Consider the following 16081-nt stretch of genomic DNA (forward strand, 5'->3'; position numbering starts at 1 on the left):
TTAAGAATAGCTAAAATACTACCTTTGTCACAATAAATAAATCTCATGAAGTTTTTATTCCTATATCTACTTATAATAAACTATTTAGCTTTCTCCATGTTTGCCTTTGACAAAGAACAAGCGATTAAAAACAAAAGACGTGTTTCTGAGAAGAACCTCTTGTCTCTTTGCTTTTTTGGAGGAACACTAGGTGCATGGATTGCGATGAAGAAACTTAGACATAAGATTTCTAAAGACTCTTTTAAAGTAAAGTTTTATGCCATACTAGCCATACAGGTAGCCTTATTTTTTATTGTATTTAAACGATAATATCCATAAAAAAAGACTTATAACCGAAGTCATAAGTCTCTTGTATATTAATCTTCTACTACTTTAAGTCAAAGCAACTTCATATTGAGTCTTCTTTCAATTGAAAAACTATACCTCCAAATCTAGCTGGCTGTGCTGTAAATATTTTTCCATCTAAATGACAATCATCAAAATAAAAAGTAGTCTCTGTTTTCTCAACTAAATTATCACTCTTTAAATGTTTTACTTCTATTCCATCATATCCTAAATAAACAATGTCTAAAAGTAATCCGTCCTTATCATACATCTTTTTATCTGAACATTCTCTACAGATATGTTTAGGATACCTACTATAAAACTTAACTAAACTATGACAGTTAGAGCACCACTGTTTTATTTCCTCTCCTCTATATTCATCACTATAAACTAAATTTATCCAACTGTTTATTTGTTCATATTCTTTAAAGGTAAAACTTTGTTGCCTATGTAGTTCATTTATAGTCCCCAACACAACACTCGCTAAAGCAAATGGACTTGTTTTAATATTATAACATCGAATATACTTTAGGTACCAATCTTCATCTTGTACAAAAGATTCCCATAAGTTCTTAATACTTGAAAATTCAATAACAGGACTTATTGTTCCAGCTCTCACTAACTCTCTAAAATCAAATTGTTTCGATTTATTTAATTCATAAACCTTATAAACGCCCTTATCAAAAATATTCAGAACAACATTAGTCTGCTTATAATAAGCAAATAATATGTCATAATCCTCTAACTTATCCTCATATCCCTTACTAAAATCAACTATAGATGGTCTATTAGCATACTCCTGTTTAATTCTAATTCGTTCCTCTATTTCTTTAATTGTACTTTCTAATAAAGTATCCTTTTTTTCTCCATAAAAAGCAACACCTTGACTTGTAGTTATATGATCTCCTTTTAAAAAGACTAACGTTTCATCTATATAATCACAATCTACTTTATCATCATATTTACGCTGTCTTGTGTATTTAAACATCCCGTCTTCAGTATAAATAGTTTGCATATCATAATTAAAGAAAGCCTTCCATTCTTTATATGTCATTATTTTACCATACTTTGGTTCAAGGATATAACTCTTTTGTGGTTGTCTAATCATACCTGCACCAGATACCCATCTATCTTCATTTTGATCTACTGTATGTACATATATTAAGCCTGATTCAAAATCTTTAAAACTATAGCTTACTTCCCAGCTCCAATCTAACTCAATATAATATCCCCTATTTGCACAAACAAAGTAATTTAACTTCTTCATATTTTAAAACCTTCTATTTTTCTTATCATCTAATCACTTCTAAAGCACCTCCTTCTTTCGGTCTATGCAAATTAATCTCATAAAAACTAGTTCCACCACCTTCACGAGTTACCAATATCAAGGGCGATTTATTATAATTCTCCTTATCTATCCTTACTAACTTTACTATTTGACCACGAGCATAGAACCTCATTTCATAATCTTTTAATGGCTCTATCTCTTTGGTTTTATAGCTATTTTTCCAAAAATCAATTAAGAAATTAGCATAACTACCACTTTTTAGATAAGAATAGCGATGATAATCCAGCTGGCTTTGATAGGCAATACGCGCCAAATGCTCCGCTTCCCCTTTACTAAGAAATTCTATAGTCTCGTTATAAAACATTTCTACCTCCTTTAATAACTTACCCCTATCCTCTGTCTGAAGATCAACACTATTCATCCAATGTTGTACATCGTGTTCGTAATAAACATAAGGAGCATCAAAAACAAAACTGTCTTCAAATTCCTTTAAAGTGCTTTCATGTTTGGGTAAAGAATAGGTATGAACAGTAGTAGATTGTCTGTTCTTATTTTGACAGGCAATACTAAAATCAAATTTAGCCTTACTTAGATCTAAGCCATTCTTAATCACATAGTTTACATCTACAGATGGAGTGACTATTACTTCTACTTTCTGTACACCACTCTTTACTATAGCTTGATTAATAGGAATATTACCCATGAAATCTCCTGATGCATAATGACTCAAAACAGGAAAACCATTCACTAATACTTCATAAGTACAACCATGTGATTCTTTAACCTCAAGAGTGTACTCTAGCTCTTCGTCATATACTTTTACTTGTTTAAACAGCTCTTTTGTCTTCTCTACAAAACTTGGATTCAATTTATCTTGAGCCTTATTTGGCTGTTGTCCACAAGCATTCAAGCCGAAAACTAGTATCAGTATAACTATTAGTCTATTCATGACTTACTCTTTTATTTTTAGCTACTATTCTAATAAACCATTTATTATCAAAACAATTACCATAAATATACAGTAAATTTTCATTCCATAATCACCTCCCCACATACACCACCACACTAGGATTATACACCTTAGAATTGTACAGTGTCAACTGATCAGGATTGTTATTAATTGGATAGAAGAACTGTATCTCTGCCACCACCATCTTTAGACAATCTCGATGAGGTATCAGGACAGATAGCGGGTGAGGACTGACCACCTCATCACTCTTTTTGAAATCAATAGATAATGTACTTGTTTCCTTACCGAGCATCTCATCTGTATCCGTCATAAAGAAACCTTCTATGCGCAAGCTAGCATGTGTACACATAGGAGGGAAGTCCACCTGTTCTATCGGGATAAATGGAGACACTGATATAGTTATCTCCTTATTTTCCAACTCATCTACAGCTATATCGACTAAGAAGGTATCTGTAAATAGTTTGGCTGTATTCCATTCAAATCCGACTACCTCAGCGATAGAAGTATTGTACAGTGTAGTCTCTGCTATCGGCAGTACAGTATTCTTGCGCAAGGCCGTCATCACTAGCCCCATTAATCGCAGATGAGCTGTAGACTCATACCTCATCCCTAAGAAGTACTCGACATGCTTACGTATATGTTTTAGACTCTGTGCAGTATGCTTAAACAGCTTAGCGGAAGGATTCTTACCCTTGTCTTGTTTTGAGCGATTAGGCCTGCTTTGTACGATCTGTACATTGTTTAAAGACCTAAAATACACAGGCCCACTTACTCCTGTAATTTTTCCTTTTGGTGACATCTTTGCCATAACTTTTAATTTTATAGGTTGGTATTCTAAAATTGCACAAAGACTATTCCACCTTATCGGTATATGATCAGTAGGTGATAGGGTAGTGATAGGCTATTTTGCGATGTTTTAAGCCGATCAAATGCCCATCACTAGCCGACCAAAAGCCGACCACCCAAATAATAGTAGCACAAAAAAGAGAGGTAAACCCTAATTTAAGACAATCTGTACCTGTACAATTACTGAACACATCTGTTCATTTTAGTTGCTATTGAACTGATATTGACAGTGACAACCTCATTTAGTCAGCGACAGTTAAATAACTCAATGTCAGTTAAAATTCAAATAATAAGGTAGTTAAAGTTCACTTATCCTACCACATACCAAAAACCTAAATGCATACTGCTCTCGTCGATTAAACCAAGAAGAGAAAGACAAGCCTCGTTCCCAAAATAACCATAGCAAATCTCCTTCGTATTGCCTAAGGTTTGACCTAATACGATTTCTGAATATTCATTCTCATTAAGGACAGAGATAAAGTGCCCTTTTGTGTTCTCGAAAGCATTGAGATAAGATTCTTCTACAGCATCCGAAGCAGATAATAGAGTAGAGGCTTGGGCGGTATCTTTAAGAGAAAACTTACCATTCTCTATACAACCAAAGTAGGAAGGCACTGTGAAGTTAGGTTTGCTTATCTCGTGATACTCTACCTGCACTGTACTTATATCTACCATACTGAAGAAATCTTGGGTTTCTTTTGTGTTTCCTATCACTGCTTCTAATGTCTTTATCACCTCCATAGAAGTAGCGAACAGCACATTCGCATACTCGTTATCATAGTTTCGAACCAAGGTATGATATACCATGCCTTCTACTTGCACCAATTGACTCTCAAATCGGGCTACTGCAAACAATAATTCGTCGTCACTTACTGTTGTTTTCTTTCTAAAACTGGTGAACTCCATCGCACACACTGGTGCATTACTTACTCGTATCATACTCTCTATTGTTAAGATTATGGAGCAAAAGTAGAGTAGGGCAGTGACAGCCTTTTGTCAGGGGTGTATACGCTTATTTTTTAATTTTAGGATACACTTTCATAATGTCGAAGTAGGAGTTTCTAAAGGCAACTAAGCTCTTATAACCTACTTTAAAAGCGATTTCGCTCAAGGTAAATTCTCCTGTATCTACTAGCTCTATACTCTTCAAGATGCGGATGATCTGAAGGTACTTCTGTAGAGTGATACCCGTCTCTAGCTTGAACAGACGCTGTAGATTGCGCACAGACATGGTAGAGATACTGGCTAGTTCATCTAAGTCTAGCGTTGAGGTAAAATGATCGTTGATATAGGCACATACAGGTATTAACCTATGATCTGTCGGGATAGGTAATTGAAGCGATTGATTCTCTTCACAGAACGATTTTAAACTGACTAGAATAGCCTGTAAAAACTGTTCTTTCTCTAGCTCTGTATGGATTACTCTATTCCACTTCGTCGCATACTGTAGCATCTCCCTCAGCACAGTAGGCGCAGGGAATATATGTACTTGATCATAGAATGAGTCAGCTGGCACATCTTTATACAACAGTACTTTTAGGTTGATATCCTTCGCTGTAGAAGTAGTCGCGTGCTGCTGTCCAGAAGGTATCCAAGCTACATGATACTGAGGCACTAGATAGATACAGTTATCTACGTGAAGGTACTGATAGCCCTGTTCTACATAGGTGAGCTGATATCGCTGATGAGCGTGTTGATATTCATCGTGAACGAAGTTGTCCTCATACCATACATACGCCTGTACCTCATTAGTATCATCATATACTCCTAAGAGTTTCTCAGTCAATCCACATTTGATATTGGCGTTTTGCATATATTTTTTGACAAATATAATATAAACTGCAAGCATACCTTTGTGATTATACTTAAAATAAATAATATGAAAACATTATATACTGCACTAATCACTTGTGCACTACTCTTCACAACATCACAGATCATGGCAAAAGATACCTTAACCAAAATATTAGTACTTATCCACTCTGATACAGGTGGTACGTATAAAATGGCGCAAGAAATCGCTAAAGGAATAGAAAACAATCCTCACACAGAGGCAACTATAAAACTAGTACAACCTTCAGAAAACGCACTGTTACATGATCTACAGATAGCTACTCCTGAGGAGCTACCTACTTATAATGGAGTCGTATGGGGGTCGCCTGTGTATTTTGGCAATATCAGTACTCCGATGAGTGCTTTTCTAGCGAAGACAGTAGATCTATGGACTACTCATGCTCTAGAGGGAATGCCTACGGCGGTATTTATGTCTGCTGGTAGTGGAGCAGGGAAGGAGCTAGCCTTACAGTCGTTCTGGAACAGTCTAGCAGTACATGGGATGATACTCGTACCGAATGGCATCAGAGCTACGGAGAAGCTAGATAATAGCATCCCTCAAGGCAATAGTATACTAGGAGCAAGTAGCCTTGCTTCAAACAAAACGGTGCAACGTCCTAGTGAAAGTGAACTGCTGATCGCTTATACGCAAGGTCAAAACTTCGCCAAAGTTGCCAAAGCCTTAAAAGGAACTTTTCAGAAGAAAGAGGAAAGTACACCTAAACAAGTAGTCACTGATGTAGAAACTACGCTTAAACAAAAAAACATCATACTACCTGTAGCGCCTAATCCTGTGGGGAACTATACACCTTACTCACGCAGTGGAAATCTAGTATTCATCAATCAGGTAGCCTTAAAAGATGGAAAAATATTATATCCTGGTAAGGTAGGTGTAGATGTCACAGAAGAACAAGCAAAACAAGCGACTGAACAGACAATGCTGAATGTGATCGCTGTGCTTAAACTAGCAGTGGATGGTGACCTCAACAGAGTAAAGAAGACAGTACAGCTAACAGGTATATTCAACACCACTCCTGACTACTCTCAACACGCTAATCTAATGAATGTGGCATCGGATCTATCTGTAGCAATATTTGGAGAAAAAGGTAAACATGCTAGAGGTACTCTAGGTGCTACTTCTGTACCTGTCAACTCTGCGGTAGAGATACAAGCTATCTTCGAAATAGAGTAATCAAAAAAGGTATTTGAATACTGTTATTTCGTCTTATAGATAATCCCTAACTTGTCATTTCTAACACGCTAATAGGTTAGATATGCAGTATCCATCTTATTCATTTACAACAGATAGAGAAAACTCAATCTATGAATTTACAAGCATAGGTAAAAACCAAGCAATCAAAAAATTAATTATCTTTACACCTGTCGAAGGTGAGTATAAAGTTTATAACTTAAGCTTTGGAGATAGAACCAATTACGATGGTGATTTATTGCGTATAGATGATAGAATCGTAAGTAATAATGGCGATATGAATAAAGTATTGGCTACTATATTTAGAGCTGTACTCAAATTTACGGAAGGCAAAGATTTTTATAAAATATACTTTACGGGTAGTACTCCTTCACGTACACGATTATACAGAATGGCTATATCTAATAACTATGCTGAACTATCTAAACATTTCAGTATATACGGATTTGATATGGGAGGAAAAGTTGTGTTCTTTGCAACGAATACAAACTATCAAGGTTTCTTAATCACACCAAATACAAACAGTATAAAATAAGGCATTATGAAAAAAAAGATTGATTCAAACGAAGTAAAGACTGATGCTAATCCTAAAATCATCACTATTAATAACAACCTAAGAGTCATTGACGAATCAGGTAAAATAGAATATGCAAATAATTTATTTGCACAGCTAAGAGCTTCAGGGGAATTAGACATTTTCGAAGAAAGAGAAAGAAAGAGAAAAGAAGAATACGAAAAGGCACAAAAGGAATCTTAATGTTCGTTCAACAATAACTAAAGTCTTTTAGTTCTCACTATTTCGCCTAATAATACTTCTGATCACTAACGAATCTACTATCCATCTTCTCTGGATACACACAGTCTTTGAATACTGTTATTTCGTCTTATAGATAATCCCTAACTTGTCATTTCTAACACGCTAATAGGTTAGATATGCAGTATCCATCTTATTCACTTACAGCTTTTAACAAGAATTACAGTTATGAATTTACAAGTATCTCTGATACTCAAGTAATCGAAAAAATAATTAACTTTACACCGTTAGATGGTGAAGATGAATTATATAATTTAAGCTTCGGAGATAAGAACATAAAACTACTAAATAGTAATTCTATTGATGATAAAATCATTAGTAACAATGGTGATATGGTTAAGATATTAGCTACACTATTTCAAGCAATTTTACTATTCACACAAGACAAAGAAGTTTATAAAATAGTCTTTAGAGGTAGTACCCCTTCACGAACACGATTATACAGAATAGCTATATCAAATAACTATGAGGAACTGTCTAAATATTTTAATATCTATGGATTTGATATAGAAGGAAAGTTAATATTCTTTGCTAAGAATAAAGAATATCAAGGCTTTCTAATCACACCTAATACGAACAGTATAAAGTAATGCATTATGAAAAAAGAAATTGATTTTAATAAAAACGAAGAACCTATCTTACATAAAGTTACATACTCTGATAGAGAAGAGGTTATTATTGATAATACAGGGAAGCTAGAAGGTACAATTGCTTTAATCAATGAACTAAAAGCTTCTGGAGAATGGCAACGTTTTAATGAAATGTTAGAAAGAAATAGAGCAGAAAAAAAAGCACAAGAATAGTTATTCAATAACTTACTACTGATAATAAAAAACAAGACTGTTATAAAATAAAAAAGCACGTAATCTAGAGACTACGTGCTTTTGTTCTTTTTACATTATAGTATTTACTTGTTTAGGCACAAGTAATCTTGTTCACTCTATTCTGGTGTCTTCCACCTTCGAAAGCTGTGTTTAAGAAAGTCTCTACCATCGCTACAGCTTGCTCTATAGAAGTATAACGAGCAGGTATACTGATCACATTAGCATCATTGTGCAGTCTTGCTAACTCAGCAATCTCTTTTGTCCAACAAAGGGCACAACGCACACCTTGATGTTTATTAGCAGTCATCGCTATACCGTTTCCGCTTCCACAGATTACGATACCAAAATCAACTTTACCTTCTTCTACATCTGTAGCTACTTTATGTCCAAAATCTGGATAGTCAACAGACGAAAAATCATCTGTCCCATAGTTAGTTACTGTAAATCCTTTTTCTTCTAGATACTTAACGATAGCCTTTTTGTATTCAGGTCCCGCGTGATCATTTCCGATTGCTATTTTCATTGTGTGTTGTGTTGAATAATTTTGTACAAAGTTAAGAATAAATCTTTTCTACAGCCCTAATTCTTCCACAGCTATTTGTCTCATCTCTACTTTTCTTACCTTACCTGATATGGTCATTGGAAATTCTGATACGAACTTCCAATACTTCGGTATTCTGAAGTGGGCTATCTTCTCCGTACAGAAGCCTTTTAATTCTTCACCTGTCAAAGTTATTCCTGGTTTTAAGATTACCCAAGCCATAATCTCTTCTCCATATTTCTCATCTGGAACTCCAATAACCTGTACGTCTGCAATAGACGGATGAGTGTATAAGAAGTCTTCTATCCACTTCGGAGATATATTCTCCCCACCTCGAATAATAAGGTCTTTAATACGTCCTGTAATCGAAATATACCCTTGATCATCCATAGTAGCCAAGTCTCCTGTATGCATCCATCTATTCTCATCTAATACTTCAGAAGTCAGTGTGCGATTATTCCAATATTTCAGCATTACTGAATACCCGCGTGTACACAGTTCGCCTGCTTCTCCTCTAGGAACTATTCTACCTGTTTCAGGGTCTATAATTTTGATTTCTAGATGGTCTTGTACAGTTCCAACTGTCGTGGTCTGTTTGACAATATCAATACCGATATGTGTTTGGGTAGATACAGGTGAAGTCTCTGTCATACCGTAACAGATACTCACTTCCTCCATATTCATCTCTGTCTTCACACGGCGCATCACTTGCTCAGGACACAGTGAGCCAGCCATCACTCCCGTTCTCAAAGAGGTAAGGTCATACTCTTTAAAGTTAGGCAACTGTAGTTCTGCGATAAACATAGTAGGTACTCCATATAAGGAAGTACATTTCTCGTCTTGTACTACCTGAAGGGTCTTAGCTGGGTCAAATCCGTCATTTGGAATCACGATCGTAGCTCCATGAGAGGTACAACACAGATTGCCTATAACCATCCCGAAACAGTGATAAAAAGGCACAGGAATACAGACTCTATCTGCAGTAGTGTACTTTAAACGCTTACCGATAAAATAGCCATTGTTTAGGATATTGTGGTGCGTCAGAGTTACTCCTTTAGGGAAACCTGTAGTCCCTGAAGTATATTGTATATTAACAGCTTCTCCGAACTGTACAGAGTCTTCTATAATAGCTAGTTCGCCATCTGTTATCTGATCGCTATCTGATAAGAAAGTATCCCATTCTTCTCCTAAGAAAACAACTTCTTTTAACGAAGGACAATCTTCAAAGATCAAGGAGATGATCTTCCTGTAATCACTACTTTTAAAACTTGGAGCAGATACGATAAGGGATATTTCAGATTGATTAACCGCAAACTCGATCTCATGTGCTCGATAAGCAGGGTTAATATTAACTAATATCACACCTATACGGGCTGTAGCATACTGCATAAGCACCCACTCATAACAGTTGGGTGCCCATATCCCTACGCGATCTCCTTTCTGTATATTGTGCGCTAATAATGATTTTGCAACTTGAGTCGTCAAGTTATAGAACTCTTGATACGTTGCTCTGAATCCTTGATGAACACTGACTAATGCCTCGTTATTGGGGTATTGATCTGTTATCTTTTTTAGATTCTGTCCTATGGTTTCTCCTAACAATGGTGTATCAGATGCACCATGCACATAAGAAATAGTATTCATAAATATAGTTTTTTGTTGGTTTTTCTAAAGTACGAAATTTTAAATACAATTCACTTTATATAATTAATTGCTATAAAGAATCTTAGCTATACTAGATAAAAGGCATCATTATCCTCAAAAAATTATCCTATTCTCTAACTCCCTTCTTTTAGTCAAACAAACAAGTAATTACTACCATAAATAGAGGCATCGCTAAAACGACTAATAGACTATAAATCAGTAACTTTATAATACACCTATATGTATAATTAAAACAGCTGAATATGAGACCACTTAGATTAATAGCAATACTATGCACAGTCTTCTGTTCTATAAGTATATATGCACAAATAGACGATGGTACTTACAAATATGTGGATACGAATAAGCCCTTAAATGGGAAACTAAAATGCTTTTATGCCAACAACCAATTAGCGGAAGAAGCAACCTTAGTCAATGGTAAAAAAGAAGGTATTAATAAAAGTTACTACGATAATGGAAAGCTAAAAAAAGAATGTACCTACAAAGACAGCAAACTAAGTGGAACTTTTAAAGAATACTATGCCAATGGAAAACTAACCTATTCTGCAACCTACGTTAATGGAGATAGAGAAGGTTTAGCTCAGTCTTACTCAGAAAATGGAATGCTAGAAGATGAGTACAATTATAAAAACGGAGTACTTAATGGTATCTCTAAAGATTACTTAGATGGTAAACTTCTTCAGAAATCTACCTATATCCAGAATAAGCTCGATGGAGAATTCTTCTATTATCACCCTAATGGCAAAGTAAAGATTAAAACACTTTATAAGAATGATAAAAAAGATGGACCTGAGAAGATATACGCTCCAGCAGGAACGTTACTAGAAGACAATTATTATCTAAATGGCAAGAGGAGTGGTTTAAGAAAAGTGACAGATACTAAAGGTAGTCCTGTCAAAGAAATGAACTATATCAACGGTCTGCTAGATGGGGAGTACAAACAATATGTTGCTGCTGATCTATACATCAGAAGAACTTTCCAAAATGGGTATGAAGTAGGTAGGCCGACTCTACACAATGGGAAAGGTAAGCTAATAGATCAATCTGATATTATTTATAAGAAGGTATATGAACCACTAGTTATAAAAGCAATGCAAACCTTTAATCCTGATGAAGATGAATAATAAAGCTCTATTTTCAATTTTATGTACTTTGCTTACTTGCTCAATAACAACTGTATATGGACAAGAAGAAGCTGTATTGTATCAACTAGATGGTAAACCACTAGATGGCAGAATACAACAATACAATGATTATGATATAAAAGTAGAGGATGTCACTTATAAAGGAGGCATGCGTACTGGGATTAGAAAAACTTACTATCGCAATGGAGTGCTTTTTTCTGAAGGCAAATATGTACTAGGTAAGCTAGAAGGAGAATACAGAACCTATTATGAGAATGGTAAAACAAAGGGAATATATGCCTATCAAGAAGGATTAAAAGAGGGGATAAGTAAGTTCTATGATGATGATGGAAAGATAGAATATGAGACATTATTCAGAAACGATAAGAAAGAATTACACCACCGCTTTTATGACAACGGTAAAATAAAATATACAACAACCTATGTAGAAGGTATTATTACACAAGAAGATAAGTTTACAACTAGAGGAAAACTTGATCAAAGAAGTTACTATAAAAATAGAAAAGTAATCAAAATAGACTATTACGAAAATGGGAAGTTCTCACATGGGTTAAACTTTGACTAATCCACTTTTACACTACGTTAAAGGAATAAATTGTAAAGCAAGAATAGGATATTGAGGTACCTTATTCTTGCTTTTTGTATTATTTTATCTCTCTTTTTAGGGAGTTTTTGGAAAATAAACTAGAACATTATAAATTTGCAGAATCAAACGTACTTCAAGAAATGAAAGTACAGTGCACTAATCAACGATAAAATATAAGTATTAAATAACTCTACCTTCCTTTCTCTAAAAGAGTTATTTCTCGACCTATTTCTTCAAAAACTTAGCTACAAAAGAAGAAATACTATCGCTGATTAAAACAATCAAATTAAAATATTACTAAAAAATAGGATAAAACAGTTAGTAATTCGTACATTTAAGGATAATTACCAACCCTATTTTAGGTAAACATAATGAATTAGAAAATGGCAAAAAAAATTAAACATAAAAAGAGTAAAGCATTTGACTTTGCTCCAAAAATATTAAAATTCTTATCTAAGAATACGACTAAAACGTATAACTATAAACAGATCGCTGCCCAATTAGAAATAAACGATACTCAAGGTAGAAATGAGATTATCAAAGAGCTTAAACACCTTATCTCAAAAGGAAAAATAGAAGAGATCGAAACTGGTAAATACAAATTCATTCCTAAAGCAAACTATGTAGAAGGTTATATCGATATGACTTCTCGTAAGACTGCTTATCTAGTAGTAGAAGGAGTAGAGGATGATGTGTTTATTCCAACAAATAACCTAAACAAGGCTTTAGATGGTGACTTCGTTAAAGCATATATCTACAACAAACGAAAAGGTAAAAAACCTGAAGGAGAAGTAGTAGAAATCTTAGAAAGACACAAAAAACAATTTGTGGGAGTTATCGAGATTCAAAAAAACTTTGCTTTCGTATCTACTGCAGATGCTAAGATGTACACAGATATATTCGTTCCTAAAGAAAAAGTAGGAGAGGCACGCGATGGAGATGTAGTCGTAGTAGAAATAGAAGATTGGCCAGAGAAAGCAGATAGCCCATTCGGTAAAGTGATGAAAGTACTTGGTAAACAAGGAGAGCACAATACTGAAATACACGCTATTTTAGCTGAATATGGATTAACAGCAGAATTCCCTAAAGAAGTAGATGAATATGCTAATCACTTAGATACTTCTATCACTGAAGAGGAAATAGCGAAGCGTAGAGATATGCGTGATATTCTTACGTTCACGATTGACCCTAAAGATGCAAAAGACTTCGATGATGCCTTATCATTCCGTCAGTTAGAAAATGGATTCTACGAAATAGGTATTCACATCGCTGACGTATCTCACTATGTAAAAGAAGGAACTATCCTAGATGAAGAGGCTTATAACAGAGCTACTTCTGTATATCTAGTGGATAGAACTGTACCTATGCTACCTGAGGTGTTATCTAACTTTGCTTGTTCGTTAAGACCTAATGAAGATAAATATACTTTCTCTGCTGTATTTGAATTAGACGATAAAGCAGAAATCAGAAACAAATGGTTTGGTCGTACTGTAACGCATTCTGACCAACGTATGGCTTACGAAGAAGCTCAGTATATCATTGACTCTAAAGACAGAGTTATTCCTGCTGATATCTCGCTTACAGGAGAAGATCAAGAAGTAAGTGAAGAAGTAGCTGATGCAGTATTAAAGCTAAATGAATTAGCAATGATCATGCGTAAAAACCGTATGTCAGATGGTGCTATTTCTTTTGATAAAGTAGAAGTTAAGTTTAACCTAAACGAAGAAGCTGAGCCAGTAGGTGTATTCTTTAAACAATCAAAAGAAGCTAATCATTTGATTGAGGAATTCATGTTATTAGCGAATAGAAAAGTATCTGAGTTTATTGGTAAACAAAAGAAAACATTCGTATACCGTATACACGACGAACCAGATCAAGAGAAGTTATTTGGTCTTCAGACTGTGATTGCACGCTTTGGACATAATATTAACTTCAAGTCTAAGTCTAGTATCTCTAAATCTATCAATAAACTTCTAAAAGATGTAGAAGGTAAAAAAGAACAAAACTTAGTAGATACTCTAGCGATTAGATGTATGAGTAAAGCGAGTTATTCTACAAATAATATCGGACACTATGGATTAGCGTTTGATTACTATTCTCACTTTACATCACCTATTCGTCGTTATCCTGACGTAATGGCTCATAGATTATTACAACACTATTTAGACCATGGTGATAACGTAAATCCGGAGTTATATGAAATAAAATGTTCTCACTGTTCTTCTAGAGAGAACCTAGCGGCCAATGCAGAAAGAGATAGTATCAAATACATGCAAGTGAAATATATGCAAGATCAGCAAGGTACAGAGTTCTTGGGTGTTATCTCAGGTGTTACAGAATGGGGTATCTATGTAGAGATAGTAGATAACAAGTGTGAAGGTATGGTGCGTATTAGAGAAATAAAAGAAGACTATTACGTATTCGAAGAGAAACAATATGCATTAGTAGGACAAGCAACGAAAAAGATGCTTCAGCTAGGTGATGAGGTTATCGTTACTGTTAAGAATGCAGATCTTGTAAAAAAACAATTAGATTTCAACTATATTAAAAAGGTAAACTAAGATGAAAAAAATCGTTTTATTCATTGCCGTAATGGCAAGTACAATTTCTTTTGCACAAAAAACGAAATCAATAGGAGACTTTTCAAAAGTTAATGTTTTTGATCAAATTGCAGTAACTTTAGTTCCTGGAGAAGAAGGTAAAATAGAAATTGAAGGAGATAAAGAAGACTATGTAAACGTAGTAAACAAGAACGGAGTTCTAAAAATAAAGATGAACTTCATTAATAGTTTTCAAGGAGATGATATCAAAGTCAAACTATACTACAACAAGCTATCTGAAGTAGTAGCAGGTGAAGGGGCTAGCATAAAAGGAGAAACTCCTATCAAGGCAACTACGCTAATTATAAATGCGAAGACTGGTGGAATGATTAATCTAAATATAGATGTAGATAAAGCAATTGTTAAGTCAAGTGCGGGTTCAGTTATTACACTAGAAGGAAAAGCAAATGTACAGGATGTACTGAATAGTTCTGGTGCTAAAGTAAAGAGTCAAGACTTAGAAACAAATCAAACTATCGTTACTGTAAATGCTGGTGGTATTGCAGAAGTAAGAGCTACTGAACTCGTAGAAGCAAAGGTAAGAGCTGGTGGAGAAATCAGAGTTCATGGAAACCCTAAAACAATTAATGAAAAGAATGTTCTAGGTGGCGTAATTAAAAAAGTAGATTAGTAATAATACGTTTTTATACAAAAAAATGTATCTTGCAAAAGATTATGAATAAATGCCAATTCTAGAATTGGCATTTTTTAATTATATAAGATGTTTGATGATTTATTAACAGGTGTCACTCTTGGATTCTTTCTGAGTTTTATGATCGGACCTGTTTTTTTTATTCTTATTGAGACAAGTATTACAAGAGGGTTTAAGGCAGCTATAGCCTTCGATATAGGTGTTATATTAGCTGATGCGGTATTCTTCGCTATAGCGTTCTTTAGTAGCTTTAAATTAATCAATGCGATAAAGGATGACCCTGCACTATTCCTCTTTGGGGGAATGATTATGCTTACTTATGGGATTATCTCTTTTATCAAACTAAAAAAGGTACAAGTACAAACCTTACAAATAGCCCCACCTAATCTAAGACGAGAATACTTAAACTTATTTGCAAAAGGGTTCCTACTTAATTTTATCAATGTAGGAGTACTCGGTTTTTGGTTAGGGATTATTATAACATTAGGCCCGCAGATGGATATGAATCCTAATAAGATGTTTACCTTCTTTGGGTTCACTATTCTAGCGTACTTCGTTACAGATCTTTTCAAAATATTCTTAGCAAAGAAACTACGCGAAAAGCTCACAGCAACCAATATCTTAAAGATAAAAAAAATAAGCAGTATCGTTATTATGGTATTCGGGCTAGTCATTATGATTAAAGGAATACTTCCAAAATCTGCAGATAATCATATTAATCTCCCTCTCCCTAATCTAGAGAGTAAGAAATAAAGCAAAGGGCTTAGTGAATTACTAATCCCT

The 16081-nt window shown here is 34.6% G+C and carries 18 protein-coding genes; 11 read left to right on the plus strand and 7 right to left on the minus strand.

The annotated features are described in order from the left end of the window. Positions 1-45: 45 nt before the first annotated feature. Positions 46-309, plus strand: a complete 264-nt coding sequence (locus BK054_RS05160; RefSeq protein ID WP_006260445.1) for a DUF1294 domain-containing protein — start codon at positions 46-48, stop codon at positions 307-309. A 79-nt stretch (positions 310-388) separates the two neighbouring features. On the opposite strand, the gene BK054_RS05165 is transcribed toward BK054_RS05160, so the two are convergent. From BK054_RS05165 to BK054_RS05185, 5 genes are all read right to left on the minus strand, one after another. Further along, positions 389-1591, minus strand: coding sequence for a hypothetical protein (locus BK054_RS05165; RefSeq protein WP_016649898.1), 1203 nt, complete (start codon positions 1589-1591; stop codon positions 389-391). Positions 1592-1616: 25 nt separating this feature from the next. After that, entirely contained in the window at positions 1617-2561 is a 945-nt protein-coding gene (locus BK054_RS05170; RefSeq protein WP_071307014.1) for a hypothetical protein, read from the minus strand. Between the two features lie 91 nt (positions 2562-2652). Further along, positions 2653-3390 (minus strand): hypothetical protein, encoded by a 738-nt coding sequence (locus tag BK054_RS05175; RefSeq protein ID WP_071307015.1) that lies wholly within the window; start codon positions 3388-3390, stop codon positions 2653-2655. 347 nt (positions 3391-3737) lie between these two features. Continuing rightward, entirely contained in the window at positions 3738-4367 is a 630-nt protein-coding gene (locus tag BK054_RS05180) for a hypothetical protein (protein ID WP_071307016.1), read from the minus strand. 73 nt (positions 4368-4440) lie between these two features. Then, positions 4441-5241 (minus strand): AraC family transcriptional regulator, encoded by an 801-nt coding sequence (locus BK054_RS05185; protein ID WP_071307017.1) that lies wholly within the window; start codon positions 5239-5241, stop codon positions 4441-4443. A gap of 66 nt (positions 5242-5307) precedes the next feature. Between BK054_RS05185 and BK054_RS05190 the strand changes: the two genes are divergently transcribed. The 5 genes from BK054_RS05190 (at position 5308) to BK054_RS05210 (ending at position 8088) form a co-directional block, all read left to right on the plus strand. After that, positions 5308-6453 carry an Atu1372/SO_1960 family protein gene (locus tag BK054_RS05190; protein ID WP_071307018.1) on the plus strand — a complete coding sequence of 382 codons (1146 nt, stop codon included), beginning with the start codon at positions 5308-5310 and terminating at the stop codon, positions 6451-6453. A gap of 82 nt (positions 6454-6535) precedes the next feature. Beyond that, a complete protein-coding gene (locus BK054_RS05195; RefSeq protein WP_071307019.1) occupies positions 6536-7006 on the plus strand; it encodes a DUF6934 family protein in 471 nt (156 codons plus the stop codon). Between the two features lie 6 nt (positions 7007-7012). Further along, complete coding sequence (locus tag BK054_RS05200; protein WP_006265994.1) at positions 7013-7228, plus strand: hypothetical protein; 216 nt, start codon at positions 7013-7015, stop codon at positions 7226-7228. 176 nt (positions 7229-7404) lie between these two features. Beyond that, entirely contained in the window at positions 7405-7875 is a 471-nt protein-coding gene (locus BK054_RS05205; RefSeq protein WP_016649906.1) for a DUF6934 family protein, read from the plus strand. A 6-nt stretch (positions 7876-7881) separates the two neighbouring features. Then, on the plus strand, positions 7882-8088 hold the full coding sequence (locus BK054_RS05210) for a hypothetical protein (protein WP_006257956.1): 207 nt from the start codon (positions 7882-7884) through the stop codon (positions 8086-8088). 112 nt (positions 8089-8200) lie between these two features. Here BK054_RS05210 and rpiB read toward each other — a convergent pair whose 3' ends face one another. Together rpiB and BK054_RS05220 are read right to left on the minus strand one after the other, a co-directional pair. Further along, positions 8201-8632 carry a ribose 5-phosphate isomerase B gene (rpiB, locus tag BK054_RS05215; RefSeq protein ID WP_006257955.1) on the minus strand — a complete coding sequence of 144 codons (432 nt, stop codon included), beginning with the start codon at positions 8630-8632 and terminating at the stop codon, positions 8201-8203. 48 nt (positions 8633-8680) lie between these two features. Continuing rightward, positions 8681-10294: an AMP-binding protein gene (locus tag BK054_RS05220; protein ID WP_016649908.1), complete on the minus strand. Its 1614-nt coding sequence runs from the start codon at positions 10292-10294 to the stop codon at positions 8681-8683. Positions 10295-10557: 263 nt separating this feature from the next. Between BK054_RS05220 and BK054_RS05225 the strand changes: the two genes are divergently transcribed. The 5 genes from BK054_RS05225 (at position 10558) to BK054_RS05245 (ending at position 16051) form a co-directional block, all read left to right on the plus strand. Further along, positions 10558-11439 (plus strand): toxin-antitoxin system YwqK family antitoxin, encoded by an 882-nt coding sequence (locus BK054_RS05225; RefSeq protein ID WP_071307020.1) that lies wholly within the window; start codon positions 10558-10560, stop codon positions 11437-11439. Further along, entirely contained in the window at positions 11432-12025 is a 594-nt protein-coding gene (locus BK054_RS05230; protein ID WP_006257952.1) for a toxin-antitoxin system YwqK family antitoxin, read from the plus strand. The genes BK054_RS05225 and BK054_RS05230 overlap by 8 nt, the downstream gene beginning before the upstream one ends. Before the next feature lie 404 nt (positions 12026-12429). After that, a complete protein-coding gene (rnr, locus tag BK054_RS05235) occupies positions 12430-14607 on the plus strand; it encodes a ribonuclease R (protein ID WP_071307021.1) in 2178 nt (725 codons plus the stop codon). Position 14608: 1 nt separating this feature from the next. Next, positions 14609-15277 (plus strand): head GIN domain-containing protein, encoded by a 669-nt coding sequence (locus BK054_RS05240; protein WP_071307022.1) that lies wholly within the window; start codon positions 14609-14611, stop codon positions 15275-15277. 90 nt (positions 15278-15367) lie between these two features. After that, complete coding sequence (locus BK054_RS05245) at positions 15368-16051, plus strand: LysE family translocator (protein WP_006265999.1); 684 nt, start codon at positions 15368-15370, stop codon at positions 16049-16051. Positions 16052-16081: the final 30 nt, after the last annotated feature.

Origin of the sequence: Myroides sp. ZB35, assembly GCF_001865835.1 — a bacterium.
Lineage (GTDB): Bacteria > Bacteroidota > Bacteroidia > Flavobacteriales > Flavobacteriaceae > Flavobacterium > Flavobacterium odoratimimum.

What these genes read in the sequence shown, in the direction of transcription:
- BK054_RS05160 (WP_006260445.1), top strand. Translation starts at nt 46, where the DNA reads ATGAAGTTTTTATTCCTATATCTACTTATAATAAACTATTTAGCTTTC.
- BK054_RS05165 (WP_016649898.1), bottom strand. Translation starts at nt 1,591, where the DNA reads ATGAAGAAGTTAAATTACTTTGTTTGTGCAAATAGGGGATATTATATT.
- BK054_RS05195 (WP_071307019.1), top strand. Translation starts at nt 6,536, where the DNA reads ATGCAGTATCCATCTTATTCATTTACAACAGATAGAGAAAACTCAATC.
- BK054_RS05210 (WP_006257956.1), top strand. Translation starts at nt 7,882, where the DNA reads ATGAAAAAAGAAATTGATTTTAATAAAAACGAAGAACCTATCTTACAT.
- BK054_RS05245 (WP_006265999.1), top strand. Translation starts at nt 15,368, where the DNA reads ATGTTTGATGATTTATTAACAGGTGTCACTCTTGGATTCTTTCTGAGT.
- BK054_RS05230 (WP_006257952.1), top strand. Translation starts at nt 11,432, where the DNA reads ATGAATAATAAAGCTCTATTTTCAATTTTATGTACTTTGCTTACTTGC.
- BK054_RS05190 (WP_071307018.1), top strand. Translation starts at nt 5,308, where the DNA reads ATGAAAACATTATATACTGCACTAATCACTTGTGCACTACTCTTCACA.
- BK054_RS05170 (WP_071307014.1), bottom strand. Translation starts at nt 2,561, where the DNA reads ATGAATAGACTAATAGTTATACTGATACTAGTTTTCGGCTTGAATGCT.
- BK054_RS05225 (WP_071307020.1), top strand. Translation starts at nt 10,558, where the DNA reads ATGAGACCACTTAGATTAATAGCAATACTATGCACAGTCTTCTGTTCT.
- BK054_RS05220 (WP_016649908.1), bottom strand. Translation starts at nt 10,294, where the DNA reads ATGAATACTATTTCTTATGTGCATGGTGCATCTGATACACCATTGTTA.
- BK054_RS05205 (WP_016649906.1), top strand. Translation starts at nt 7,405, where the DNA reads ATGCAGTATCCATCTTATTCACTTACAGCTTTTAACAAGAATTACAGT.
- rpiB (WP_006257955.1), bottom strand. Translation starts at nt 8,632, where the DNA reads ATGAAAATAGCAATCGGAAATGATCACGCGGGACCTGAATACAAAAAG.
- BK054_RS05185 (WP_071307017.1), bottom strand. Translation starts at nt 5,241, where the DNA reads ATGCAAAACGCCAATATCAAATGTGGATTGACTGAGAAACTCTTAGGA.
- rnr (WP_071307021.1), top strand. Translation starts at nt 12,430, where the DNA reads ATGGCAAAAAAAATTAAACATAAAAAGAGTAAAGCATTTGACTTTGCT.
- BK054_RS05180 (WP_071307016.1), bottom strand. Translation starts at nt 4,367, where the DNA reads ATGATACGAGTAAGTAATGCACCAGTGTGTGCGATGGAGTTCACCAGT.
- BK054_RS05175 (WP_071307015.1), bottom strand. Translation starts at nt 3,390, where the DNA reads ATGGCAAAGATGTCACCAAAAGGAAAAATTACAGGAGTAAGTGGGCCT.
- BK054_RS05240 (WP_071307022.1), top strand. Translation starts at nt 14,609, where the DNA reads ATGAAAAAAATCGTTTTATTCATTGCCGTAATGGCAAGTACAATTTCT.
- BK054_RS05200 (WP_006265994.1), top strand. Translation starts at nt 7,013, where the DNA reads ATGAAAAAAAAGATTGATTCAAACGAAGTAAAGACTGATGCTAATCCT.